This is a genomic window from Streptomyces sp. Ac-502, from assembly GCF_045222935.1.
Lineage (GTDB): Bacteria > Actinomycetota > Actinomycetes > Streptomycetales > Streptomycetaceae > Streptomyces > Streptomyces monomycini.
The window spans coordinates 3,973,213-3,984,934 of the sequence record NZ_JBHFFO010000001.1 but is presented as its reverse complement, the minus strand read 5'-3'; the positions used below and the strand labels follow the sequence as shown (position 1 = coordinate 3,984,934).

Annotated in this window: 11 protein-coding genes, 2 tRNA genes and 1 pseudogene; 7 read left to right on the top strand and 7 right to left on the bottom strand. The window is 71.2% G+C overall.

Annotated elements, in window-relative coordinates; genetic code table 11:
- Positions 1–21: 21 nt before the first annotated feature.
- Together ACEXOX_RS18035 and ACEXOX_RS18030 are read left to right on the top strand one after the other, a co-directional pair.
- The gene (locus ACEXOX_RS18035) at positions 22–510 is read left to right on the top strand and encodes a ribose-5-phosphate isomerase (RefSeq protein ID WP_406521822.1); all 489 of its coding nucleotides are present in this window, start codon (positions 22–24) and stop codon (positions 508–510) included.
- An 88-nt stretch (positions 511–598) separates the two neighbouring features.
- Positions 599–1,408 carry an Fpg/Nei family DNA glycosylase gene (locus ACEXOX_RS18030; RefSeq protein ID WP_406521820.1) on the top strand — a complete coding sequence of 270 codons (810 nt, stop codon included), beginning with the start codon at positions 599–601 and terminating at the stop codon, positions 1,406–1,408.
- 21 nt (positions 1,409–1,429) lie between these two features.
- Here the strand turns inward: ACEXOX_RS18030 and ACEXOX_RS18025 are convergent, their stop codons facing one another.
- Complete coding sequence (locus tag ACEXOX_RS18025; protein WP_406521818.1) at positions 1,430–1,714, bottom strand: hypothetical protein; 285 nt, start codon at positions 1,712–1,714, stop codon at positions 1,430–1,432.
- Positions 1,715–1,843: 129 nt separating this feature from the next.
- Positions 1,844–3,072, bottom strand: a pseudogene (locus tag ACEXOX_RS18020) (GNAT family N-acetyltransferase).
- A 127-nt stretch (positions 3,073–3,199) separates the two neighbouring features.
- Between ACEXOX_RS18020 and ACEXOX_RS18015 the strand changes: the two are divergent.
- Entirely contained in the window at positions 3,200–4,342 is a 1,143-nt protein-coding gene (locus ACEXOX_RS18015; RefSeq protein WP_406521817.1) for a PP2C family protein-serine/threonine phosphatase, read from the top strand.
- Between the two features lie 24 nt (positions 4,343–4,366).
- On the opposite strand, the gene ACEXOX_RS18010 is transcribed toward ACEXOX_RS18015, so the two are convergent.
- Positions 4,367–5,566: a cation:proton antiporter gene (locus ACEXOX_RS18010; RefSeq protein ID WP_406521815.1), complete on the bottom strand. Its 1,200-nt coding sequence runs from the start codon at positions 5,564–5,566 to the stop codon at positions 4,367–4,369.
- 253 nt (positions 5,567–5,819) lie between these two features.
- The gene (locus ACEXOX_RS18005; RefSeq protein ID WP_406521814.1) at positions 5,820–7,070 is read right to left on the bottom strand and encodes an acyltransferase family protein; all 1,251 of its coding nucleotides are present in this window, start codon (positions 7,068–7,070) and stop codon (positions 5,820–5,822) included.
- Between the two features lie 604 nt (positions 7,071–7,674).
- Here ACEXOX_RS18005 and ACEXOX_RS18000 point away from each other — a divergent pair.
- Complete coding sequence (locus tag ACEXOX_RS18000) at positions 7,675–7,869, top strand: hypothetical protein (RefSeq protein ID WP_030020551.1); 195 nt, start codon at positions 7,675–7,677, stop codon at positions 7,867–7,869.
- Between the two features lie 48 nt (positions 7,870–7,917).
- Here the strand turns inward: ACEXOX_RS18000 and ACEXOX_RS17995 are convergent, their stop codons facing one another.
- The 3 genes from ACEXOX_RS17995 to ACEXOX_RS17985 all read right to left on the bottom strand — a co-directional run bounded on the left by ACEXOX_RS17995 (position 7,918) and on the right by ACEXOX_RS17985 (position 8,743).
- On the bottom strand, positions 7,918–8,295 hold the full coding sequence (locus tag ACEXOX_RS17995; protein WP_406521812.1) for an arsenate reductase family protein: 378 nt from the start codon (positions 8,293–8,295) through the stop codon (positions 7,918–7,920).
- A 118-nt stretch (positions 8,296–8,413) separates the two neighbouring features.
- Positions 8,414–8,602 (bottom strand): hypothetical protein, encoded by a 189-nt coding sequence (locus ACEXOX_RS17990; protein WP_406521810.1) that lies wholly within the window; start codon positions 8,600–8,602, stop codon positions 8,414–8,416.
- Positions 8,603–8,672: 70 nt separating this feature from the next.
- Positions 8,673–8,743 (bottom strand) — tRNA-Gly (locus ACEXOX_RS17985).
- Positions 8,744–8,956: 213 nt separating this feature from the next.
- Between ACEXOX_RS17985 and ACEXOX_RS17980 the strand changes: the two genes are divergently transcribed.
- From ACEXOX_RS17980 to ACEXOX_RS17970, 3 genes are all read left to right on the top strand, one after another.
- Positions 8,957–9,033: transfer RNA gene (locus ACEXOX_RS17980), tRNA-Pro, on the top strand.
- Between the two features lie 330 nt (positions 9,034–9,363).
- A complete protein-coding gene (tig, locus tag ACEXOX_RS17975) occupies positions 9,364–10,761 on the top strand; it encodes a trigger factor (RefSeq protein ID WP_406521808.1) in 1,398 nt (465 codons plus the stop codon).
- 324 nt (positions 10,762–11,085) lie between these two features.
- Positions 11,086–11,688 carry an ATP-dependent Clp protease proteolytic subunit gene (locus tag ACEXOX_RS17970; protein WP_030643979.1) on the top strand — a complete coding sequence of 201 codons (603 nt, stop codon included), beginning with the start codon at positions 11,086–11,088 and terminating at the stop codon, positions 11,686–11,688.
- The last annotated feature ends 34 nt before the right edge of the window (positions 11,689–11,722 follow it).

Sequence of the window (11,722 nt, the reverse complement as noted above, 5' to 3'; positions counted from 1 at the left end):
CGTCCGTGCAACACTCGGCACATGCGCGTGTATCTCGGCTCCGACCATGCCGGTTTCGAACTGAAGAACCACCTCGTCGAGTGGCTCAAGGCCCACGGCCACGAGCCCGTGGACTGCGGCCCGCACATCTACGACGCCGTGGACGACTACCCGCCGTTCTGCCTGCGGGCCGCCGAGCGGACCGCGGCCGACCCGGAGAGCCTGGGCGTCGTCATCGGCGGCTCCGGCAACGGCGAGCAGATCGCCGCCAACAAGGTCAAGGGCGTACGGGCGGTGCTCGCCTGGAGCGAGGAGACCGCGAAGCTGGGGCGTGAGCACAACAACGCCAACGTGATCTCGGTCGGCGGCCGGATGCACACCCAGGACGAGGCGACGCGCTTCGTCGAGGCGTTCCTCGCCACGCCGTACTCGAACGAGGAGCGGCACACCCGCCGCATCGAGATGCTCTCCCGCTACGAGACCACCGGCGAGCTGCCGGAGATCCCGGCGCACCACCCGCAGCAGGGCTGAGCCCACCCGCCGTCCCGCCCGCGCCGCCGCCGGCGCGGGCGCTCGCCGTACGGTCTCCCTTCCCACTCCGCCGAGGAGGCGCCGAACCATGCCCGAGGGGCACACGATCCACCGCCTCGCGCTGGACCACCGTGCGCTCTTCGAGGGCGCGCCGGTCCGGGCGAGCAGCCCGCAGGGCAAGTTCTCCGACAGCGCGGCGCTGATCGACGGCCAGGTCATGACCACCGCCGAGGCGCACGGCAAGCACCTCTTCCTCGGCTTCGGGCCCGCCGGCTGGGTCCACATCCACCTCGGCCTCTTCGGCAAGCTGAACTTCGGCGACGCCCCCGCACCGCCGCCCACCGACACCGTACGGCTACGGCTGGCCAACGGCACGGCCTACGCGGACCTGCGCGGGCCCACCGCCTGCGCGCTGCTCACCGACGCGGAGAAGCAGGCGATACACGACCGGCTCGGCCCCGACCCGCTGCGCCCCGAGGACGACGGGGAGCGCGCCTGGGCGCGGATCTCCCGCAGCCGTACGTCGGTCGCGGCGCTGCTGATGGACCAGAAGGTGATCGCGGGCGTCGGCAACGTCTACCGCGCCGAGGTCCTCTTCCGGCACGGCATCGATCCGTACCGCGCCGGGCGTGATCTCCTGCGGTCCGAATGGGACGCCATCTGGGCGGATCTGGTCGCCCTCATGCGTGAAGGCGTCCGGCACAACCGCATCGACACGGTGCGCGCCGAACACCTCCCCGAGGCCATGGGCCGCCCGCCGCGCGTCGACGACCACGGCGGCGAGGTCTACGTCTACCGCCGGGCCCGCCAGGAGTGCCACGTCTGCCGCGCCGAGATCCGCACCGCGGCCCTGGCCAACCGCAACCTCTTCTGGTGCCCCGGCTGCCAGCCGAAGTGACCCCCGAGCCGCCCGGCCGCCCTAGCGGGAACGGACAGCCCCCTCGACGAAGTAGTCCACCTCCGGCTCGAACTTCAGCCGGGGAACGGCGGCCAGCACATGGGGTCGCAGGTCATGGGTCACTTCGTAGGACGCGCAGGCAAGCCACTCGTCCAACCCGTCCGGGGGCAGGCGGCGGTCGAAGAGGTCACGGATGCGCAGGATGTCCTCCCGGCTGAGTTCGGTGACGTCAGCCAGGCGTTCGTCGGCGTCCCATCCGAACAGTCTCCAGACGAGTCGTTCGCGGGGTGTGTCGGTGTCGTTCACCCCCAAAACGATAGACCCGCAGGTGAGGGGCGTGTCAGCGGTCCGCCCCGGACGGCCGCCGGGCTCGGGATCATCGCCGGGCCAGGGTGGCCAGGGTGGCCAGGGAGGCCAGGGTGCGGGCACCGGACCTCAGAACCCGTGCGGCAGCCACGGCCTGCGGTACGTGCCGAACGCCACCGACGCCTCCCGCAGGGCGCCCGGGCGCAGTTCGCGCACCCGCCCCGCCCCGGCCAGCGCCTCCAGCGTGAACCCGCCCAGGTAGGCGGCCCCCAGCTCCCGTACGGACAGCGCCAGGTCGGCCGGGTCCGTGGTCCGCTCGCAGGAAGCGCCCTTCTCGTCGCCGGTGAGCCGCCACCGGCCCTCGTTCCAGGGGCAGAACGGGTCCGCCACGTCCAGGACGACGTCCAGCGGCGCCGTGTACGTCCGCGCCGCGAGCGCCTCACCGGCCTCCACCAGCCGTACGAACAGCGACTCGCGCACCATGACCCGGCAGCGCCGGACGTCGTCCACGAGGTGCAGCAGCGGATCGTCGGCCGGGCGGTTGCGCACCGTCAGCCGCGACGTCAGGTCGATGCCGAACAGATAGCGCCACAGCGCCGCGTAGCTCACCGGGTCCAGCGCCTCGACGTCCCGCAGGACCACGGTCCCGTTCGGCCCGCCCTCGTCCCAGCCCGCCTTGACCGCGTAACGCGCGTACCCGCGCACCTCACCGGCCACCTCGGCCAGCACGCACAGCAGCGGCCCGGCGCCGTCCCGGTCGGCCTCCGGGTCGAGCAACGGCAGCCGCTCCCAGCCCGGCTGCCGGGCGAGCATCCCGGGCGGCCGGTGACCAGCTGTTCGTATACCTTCTCGCAGGCCGCCAGCCCGGTCTCCGGGTCGACCAGCCGCAGCCGTACGTCGTCGGCGCCTTCCGGCACGTCGACCGACTGGCGCAGCGTGTCGAGCGTCATGCTCACCGCCTCGGACCCGGCGCCGTACCCGAAGCGCCCGTAGATGGCCGGTTCGGAGGCGGTCAGCACGGCCAGCGGCTCGCGCCGGTCCCGGATGTCCGCGAGCTGGTGGCGCATCATCGTGCGCAGGATGCCGCGCCGCCGATGCGTGGGCTGCACGCTGACCAGCGTCACACCGGCCACCGGCAGCACGGCGCCGCCGGGCACCGTCAGCCGGAACGAGTACGCGCCCGCCGTGCCCACGGTCTCACCGCCGTCCCGCACGTCCAGGCAGCGCTCGGGCTCGCCGAGCCCCCGCCACAGGGCGCGCTCCTCGGGGGCTTCGGGCGTGCCGCCGAACGCCCGTTCCAGCTTCCCGTACCAGTCGGCCCAGTCATCCGGACGCAGCTGCCGTAATTCGGTCGTCATAGGCCATGCGTAGCAGGACCTCTTCCGCCCGCGCGACCGTTTTTCGAACGCGGTTTCCCGGTGATTGCGCCAGGCGGCGTGCCGTGAATCGACGCGCCGCCGAACGGGTGGATAAGGTCCCAGAACAATGGCGAGCAGCACGGGAGCGAAGTCCCCGACGGCCCGGTGGCGCAAGGCGGTGCACCGGGTCCGCATCAGCGTGCGCAAGGCCGGGGTCGACTACTTCCGCGGCGACGGCTCCGACTGGATCGCCCTGGCCGCCCTCCTGATCGCCATCCCGGCCATCGCCTGCGGCACCGTCTGGCGCCCCGACTGGATCGCGCCCACCGCGCTGGTCCTGCCGGTCATCGCGGGCGGACTGCTGCTGCGCCCGGCCAACCTGCTCGCCCTGTACGGCACCTCCGCCGCCGCCCTGATCGTCGAGGCGTCGCTGCTCGGCCCGTACGACCAGGGCCGCGACCGGATCACCCCGGGCACGGTCCTGGTGGTCGCGGCGGCCGGCCTGTCCGGACTGATGATCGCGCAGTTCCGCAGCCGGGTCGGGGTGCCCTGGCGGCGCGGCGGCACGATGCTCTTCGACCTGCGTGAACGCATCCGGGTGCAGAGCAAGCTGCCCAAACTGCCGGCCGGCTGGCACCGCGAGATGGCGCTGCGCCCGGCCGGCGGACAGTCCTTCTCCGGCGACTTCGTGGTGGCCTCCCGTACGCACGGCGGCAACATCTTCGAAGTCGTGCTGACCGACGTGTCCGGCAAGGGCATGGACGCCGCCTCCCGCGCGCTGCTGCTGTCCGGCGCCTTCGGCGGCCTGCTCGGCTCGCTGCCGCCGCACGGCTTCCTGCCCGCCGCCAACGGCTACCTGCTGCGCCAGGACTGGGACGAAGGCTTCGCCACCTCCATCCACCTCGTCCTGGACCTGGAGTCCGGCGACTACGAACTGCTGTCCGCCGGGCACCTGCCCGCCCTCCAGCTCAGCGCGGGGACCGGCCGCTGGGAGGAGAAGGACGCCGAGGGGCCGCTGCTCGGGGTGTACGACGGGGCGCAGTTCGACCCGGTCAAAGGGACGCTGCGCCCCGGCGACGTGCTGATGCTCTTCACGGACGGCCTGGTGGAGGCCGCCGACCGGGACATCGCCGAGGGCATCGACCGGCTGACCGGCGAGGCCGACCGCTATGTGGCCGGCGGCTTCGCCGGTGCCGCCTGGCATCTGATCGAAGCCGTGGCCAAGGATGTCAACGACGACCGCGCGCTGCTGCTGATCTGCCGCGACTGAACCGTACGGGCCGCTCTGCCCGCCCTACCTGCCGGCGGCCGCGGGCTCGGGCTGTCCGCCGCTCGTCGGCGCGTCCGGATCGGGGCCTCCGCCGCCCGGCAGGACGCGCGCCAGCCAGGCCGACCGGCCGGCCGCCAGCGGTCCCAGGACGGCCAGGATCAGCACGTACCCGGCGATGAACGGCGCCAGCCGCTCGTCCAGCCCGGCGCCCGCCGCCATCGTCGCCAGGATCAGCGCGAACTCGCCGCGGGCGAGCAGCGCGGTGGCGATGTTCGCGGCCGGGCGCGGCCCGAAGCCGTAGATCCGGGCGGCGACCAGGCCCGCGACGACGTTCATCAGCAGGGTCAGCACCACCGCGATCAGCACCGGCCACACCACCGACGGCAGGTCGCCGGGGTCGATGGAGAGCCCGAACGCGAAGAAGAAGATCGCGCCGAAGGCGTCCCGCAGCGGGTGCACCAGTTCCATGATCTTCTTGCCGGAGCTGGTGCTGCCGAGCATCAGACCGACCATGAACGCACCGATCGCGTCCGCGACGCCGAACCACTCCGAGACGCCCGCCACGAAGACGGCGGCGCCCAGGAAGGAGATGACCAGCAGCTCGTTGTCCTTGGTGGCGATCAGTTTGCCGATCACCGCCGTGCCCCAGCGGGCGACCACCGCGAGCAGCAGCAGGAAGCCGAACGCCTTGCCCGCGTCGAGGGCCGCCGAGGCCATCGAGTCGGCGCCGGAGATCACCGGCTGGAGGGCGGCCAGGTAGAGCGCGAGGAAGATGTCCTCGACCACGATGATGCCGAGGATCGGCTTGGTCTCGGGATTGCCGAGCCGGCCGGTGTCCATGAGGACTTTGGTGACGATCGCCGACGAGGAGATGCCGAGCACCCCGGCCAGGACCAGCGCCTCGGAGGTGCCCCAGCCGACCACGAAGCCGAAGATCAGACCGGCGCCGACGTTCAGCGCCAGATAGGCGGCCCCGGCGACGGCCATCTTGCGGCCGCCCTCCTTGAGGTCGTCCATGTGGAATTCGAGGCCGAGGTAGAAGAGCAGCAGCACCAGACCCAGCAGGGAGAGCATCTCCAACTCGTGCGGGTCGTCGACCAGGGCGACGCCGGGGGTGTGCGGGCCGAGCAGTATCCCGGCCAGGATGAACAGGGGGATCGTGGGGAGCCCGATGCGGCTGCCCAGGCGGGCGAGGACGGCTGCGGCCAGGAAGGCCCCGCCCATAGCGAGGAGGGTTTCTGCGTGTCCGATGGCTCCTCCAGAGGTTCGGCCGGACGGTGTTCGGTCAAGGGGGAGTCAAGAAAGCGTTAATGGTTAGTTTACCAAACGACTTTTCGGGGACGGCACCCCTGTGCGCACCGCCTGCCGTGCCCGCTCCTTCACCGACCCGCCTCCGGGATCTTCCCGGGCCTCCCGTCGAGAGCCCTGCCAGGGGTTTTCCCGCGTTCGGGGCGGCGGCAGCCGTCCTGGCGCAGGTTCACTCCCGCTCCGTACGGCCGGGAGGGCGACCGGGCGTACGGAGCGAGGGATGGCGCGCGGCGGGCCGCGTGCGCCGGGCGGTCGTGACCTGAGGGTGTGGGGCGGGCGTGGCGCGGTCGTCAGCCCCGGGGCGTCGGCCCCGGCGGACCGGCGGGGTGCACAGCGTCGTCACCGCGGCCGCCGCCGTCAGGCTCACCGCGACCTCGCCGAGCGGCGAGTGCGGCCACCCGTGGCCGTCGAACCAGCCGTGGGCACGGGCGTCCTTGGTGAGGAAGCCGTGCAGCAGGTAGCCGTACAGGGTTCCGGCGCCCAGCACCGTGAACCACGTACGGCGGGCCGGTACCCACGCGAGGAAACAGCCGGTCAGGACCAGTGAGCATCCGAACATGGCGAGCGTCATCACCGCCCCCGCCCACCAGGGCGCCCCCAACTCCTGCGCGCTCTCCCGGTGGTAGAACCACGCCGAGGTCATCCGCGGCACCGCCCAGTAGGCCAGCGCCAGGGCGACCGCGAAGACCGGCACCGCCGCGATCCGTGCCGCGCGCCGCCGCACCAGCGCGAAGTGCTCGGGCCGCAGGTTCAGCCCCAGGACGAAGAACGGCAGGAATTGGAGCAGCCGTTGCATGTCGAGGTCGTCGCCGACCTCCGGGGACACGGACGCCAGTACCGCCACGGCCAGGGCCAGGGGCACCGGCCGGCGGACGATCCGCCACAGGGGAGTCGTGAGCCGCCACACGAACAGCGCGGCCAGGAACCAGGTCAGATACCAGGGGTCCAGAAGGCTGACGGGCATGTCCGGATCGTGGTTCGCCCAGCGCGCGAAGAGCGTGTAGGCGGTCTCGAAGACGACGTACGGCACCACGACCCCGGTGATCAAACGTTTCAGCCGGTCCGCGCGCAGGTCGAAACCCCGGGAGAAATAGCCGGAGATGATGATGAACGCTGGCATGTGGAAGGCGTACACCGTCATGTAGAGCGCGCCGGCGGTGCGGCTCTGGCCGGTCAGCGGCTCCCAGGAATGCCCCATGGCGACCAGCACGATCGCCAGATACTTCGCATTGTCGAAGAAGACGTCCCGGCCACTGCCGGCGGCGTCCCGACTGCTCCCGGCGCTGTTCCGGCCGATCCTGGCAGCGGGCCGCGCGGCCTCCACCGTCGGCCGCCCGGCGCCCCGTGGCGCCTCTTCCGGGGCGTGCGCGGCGGGGGCCGCCGTGTCCCGGCCAGGGGGCTCGGAGGCCGGGGGAAGCACACGTCGTGAGGTCGGCGCAGCGGGAAACATCTGACGCACCCTAGTGGCGGCCGTGAAATGCGTAAAACCTTCTCCGCCGAATGCGCAATGCGGGCGTGGCGCGGCGGGAATTCCTTACCGGAGGGCGGTTCCCGAGCATTCCGGGTGTGCTTTCGCGCATTCCCGGAGGGCCGGTGAATATCCGGTCCGGGGATGCGTCATCCGCTTATGCGAGGGCATATGCCGCGCCGGGGGAGCGGGGGTGATGTCCGCTTCGCTACCGGTATGTCGGTGCGGTGGACGTCCGCCGGCCGCGCACCTGCCTCAGGAATTCACGTGTGCACAAAAGGGGACCGGCCCGTACGGTGTCATCCGGCCAGCCGCCGTGTGCGGTTCCGGCCGCGCGGCCGAATACGTGCCGGGGCGTCAATTCCCGTACCGCTGACCGGTGTCCGCCCGTGCCCGGCGGCGCGGTCGTCCGGTTCGCAGGCAAAGCCTTGGCCGATGATTCGCCACCCGCCTCCACTGGGCAGTGACTTGGTGGCACGATGGTGCCGAGCGGGGGTGTGCGCGGCTGCATGCTTCCGGGGCCGGCCAGGCGTTCCGACCGAGGGTGTGATCAGTTGTGGCTCTTTCGCTGTCCGTCGTGCTGTTGTTGGGCATCATCATGATCGTGTTGATACGCGGCAAGTCGCTCAAGGCGGGACCGGCGTTGGTGGCCATCCTCTTCGGCTTCTTCCTCGCCTCCACCGGCATCGCGCCGTCCATCAACCGGTTCCTGAACTCGGTGGCCGAGACGATCAACAACATCAGCTTCTAGCGCGTCGCGGGCCCGCACCCCTGCCGTGCGCGGGCCCGGCCGGGACGGTCAGCGGTCGTCGCGTCCGCTCCGCGCGACCGCCTCCCGCACGGCCTCCTCGCTGCGCCCGACCAGCGCCGTGCCGTCGTCCGCCGTGATGATCGGCCGCTGGATCAGCCGCGGCCGCCCGGCCAGCGCCTCGATCCACCGTTCCCGCGTGGCGTCCGTACGCTCCCAGCCGCCGATGCCGAGCTCCGCCGCCTCGGCCTCCTGCGTGCGCGTGATGTCCCACGGCTCCAGCCCCAGCCGGTCCAGCACCTCCCGCAACTCCGCGGCGGTCGGGGGCTGTTCGAGATACCTGCGTACGGTGTAGTCCGCCCCCTCCTCGTCCAGCAGATCGACGGCGGAACGGCACTTGGAACACGCGGGATTGAGCCAGATCTCCATGCCGACACCTTAGTGAGCGCCCTCGGGGCGCGGTCGCGCTCGGTCGGGAGGTGGCAAGGGGCGGCGGCCGGGCGGCGATGGCGGCCGACTTCCACGGTAGCCGGGGAGCGGCCGGGGGCTACCGCTTCAAGGCCCGGTACCGCTTCATGAGTGCCGTGAGCTTCGCGGGGTCGGCTCCACCGTTCAGCTCTTGGACGAGCTCGTCGGGGCACAGCTCGTAGAGGTCGCCCCACCAGCGCCGTCCCCGGTTGTCCCGGATCCGGTAGCCGCCGGGCACGCCTCGGGCGACGTACCGCCTCCTGGCCATGGCTCCCATCCCCGAAAACACATCAGGGCCAAGCCGAGGAAAACCTCTGACCTGGCCCTGAACCGCACAGAGCGGGCGACGGGAATCGAACCCGCGTAGCCAGTTTGGAAGACTGGGGCTCTACCATTGAGCTACGCCCGCATGTGCCGCCGGTCGGGTGACCGCGGCACGCAGTGCATCCTAGCGGGTCACCCGGGCCCGCCGCACACTCCGCCCCGTTACCGCCGGTCGCGGCGGCCGTTCAAGCCCCACGCGCCCCGTTCGTGCACCGTGCGCCCCCTGGTCCGCGGCCCGTGCCCGTCGATATCCGGCAGCCGTACCGTCCACGGCCATGTACCCTTCGTGTCGCACCGACGGGGTGTGGCGCAGCTTGGTAGCGCGTCCGCTTTGGGAGCGGAAGGTCGTCGGTTCGAATCCGGCCACCCCGACCAGCAGGTTTGTTTCAGCAGTACGACATGCAGTCGTACGGCGTGCGGCAGTACGGCGTTCGGCCGTACGGTGTCCCGGCCCGGTTTCCGGCCGGGTCTCCGGTGCGCCCGCCGCGCACCAGGCCGCTCTCCGTGGCTGGTGCGGGCCCGCACGGAGAGGGTCCGTAAGCGGCCCGTCAAGATCACATTGCGGGTGCCAACCCGCTTGCGGTTACTATGCAAGCTGCGTGCCCGTGTGTCTTTCTCCCGGGCGCGGTCCGCAGGGCGCCTGGGCTCCAGGCGCCGGCAGATCTCAAGCAGAACCCCAGAAGTCAGCCCCAAGGAGACCGAACCGTGAAGAGCGCCGTGGAGACCCTGAACCCGACCCGGGTTCGGCTCACTGTCGAGGTGCCCTTCGAGGAGCTCAAGCCCAGCCTCGACGCGGCGTACAAGAAGATCAACCAGCAGGTCACGGTGAAGGGCTTCCGCCAGGGCAAGATCCCGGCCCGAGTCATCGACCAGCGGTTCGGTCGCGGCGCCGTGCTCGAGGAGGCCGTCAACGACGCGCTCCCGAAGTTCTACACCGAGGCGGTCAACGAGGGTGAGCTGAACGTCCTCGGCCAGCCCGAGGTCGACATCACCGAGCTGAAGGACGGCGAGCTGCTGACCTTCACCGCCGAGGTCGACATCCGCCCGGCCCTGGAGATCCCGGACTACTCCGGCATCGAGGTCGAGGTCGACGCCGTCGAGGTGTCGGACGAGGACATCGACAAGTCGGTCGAGCAGCTGCGCGAGCGCTTCGCCTCGACCTCCCCGGTCGAGCGCGCCGCCGAGGACGGCGACGTGCTCACCGTCGACCTGGAGGCCAAGGTCGACGGCGAGGTGCTGGAGGACGGCGTCGCCCAGGGCGTCAGCTACACCGTCGGCTCCGGCGAGCTGCTGGACGGCATCGACGACGCCGTCAAGGGCCTGAAGGCCGGCGAGTCCGGCACCTTCACCTCCGAGCTGAAGGGCGGCTCCGCCGCCGGCAAGGAGGCCGAGGTCAAGGTCGACGTCACCGCCGTGGCCGCCCGTGAGCTGCCCGCGCTGGACGACGACTTCGCCCAGCTGGCGAGCGAGTTCGACACGCTGGAGGAGCTGCGCGCCGACAGCGCCAAGCGCCTCGCCCAGATGAAGAAGTACGACCAGGCCACCCAGGCCCAGGAGAAGGTCCTCGACGAGCTGCTGAAGCTGGTCGAGGTCCCGATGCCGGAGAAGCTGCTCGCGGACGAGATCGAGACCCGCAAGCACAACCTGGTCAACCACCAGCTCGGCCAGATGGGCCTCGACCTCGCGAAGTACCTGGAGATCCAGGGCAAGACCGAGGAAGAGTTCGACGCCGAGACCAAGGAGCAGGCCGAGAAGGGCATCAAGACCCAGTTCATCCTGGACGAGCTGGTCAACAAGGAGAAGCTGAACGTCAGCCAGGAGGAGCTCACCGAGCACCTCATGCGCCGCGCGCAGTCCTCCGGCATGTCCCCCGACCAGTTCGCCCAGGCCGTCGTCGAGGGCGGCCAGGTGCCGATGCTCGTCGGTGAGGTCGCCCGCGGCAAGGCCCTCGCGGTCGTCGTCGAGGCCGCCACGGTCAAGGACACCAACGGCGAGGTCGTCGACCTGGACGACGAGGACGAGACGGCCGAGACCACGGAGGCCGTCGAGACCTCCGAGGCCGAGGGCACCGACGCCGAGAAGGCCGAGAAGTCCGAGGGCTGAGCCCCGGCCTCCCCGGTCGCACGGGGCGGCCCCGGCCGCCCCGTGACGCCATGGACGTACGGGCCCGAACACGCCACGCCCGCGTGTTCGGGCCCGTATGTCGTCAGGGCCCGTGAACGCCGGTGAGCCTGCGCTCACAGCGAACAGTTGACAATGCGGGATGGCGCCCGCCGACCAGCGCGTTAGGGTCCGTAGATACGAGGGCAGGGGACTAGCCGTAACGGCGCCGGCGGAGCACGCCGCGCCCTCCCCGCGCCCCAGAAGACGACGCTGAGACGGCCCTGGGCCGTCCGACAACGAGCAGGTGGACACGTGACGATCCCGATGCCTTCCGCCGCCGCTGAGCCGACCTTCGGTGGCCTCGGCGACCAGGTCTACAACCGGCTGCTCGGCGAGCGGATCATCTTCCTCGGCCAGCCGGTCGACGACGACATCGCCAACAAGATCACCGCGCAGCTGCTGCTCCTCGCCGCTGACCCGGACAAGGACATCTTCCTTTACATCAACAGCCCGGGCGGCTCGATCTCGGCCGGCATGGCGATCTACGACACCATGCAGTACATCAAGAACGACGTGGTCACCATCGCCATGGGCCTCGCCGCCTCGATGGGCCAGTTCCTGCTGAGCGCCGGCACCCCGGGCAAGCGCTTCGCGCTGCCCAACGCCGAGATCCTCATCCACCAGCCCTCCGCGGGCCTGGCGGGCTCCGCGTCGGACATCAAGATCCACGCCGAGCGGCTGCTGCACACCAAGAAGCGCATGGCCGAGCTGACCGCCCAGCACACCGGTCAGACCGTCGAGCAGATCACCCGCGACTCCGACCGGGACCGCTGGTTCGACCCGCAGGAGGCCAAGGCGTACGGCCTCATCGACGACGTCATGACCACGGCGGCCGGCGTTCCGGGCGGAGGCGGCACCGGGGCCTGAGCCCCGGACGACTCGCCACGCAGCCGACTCCAGC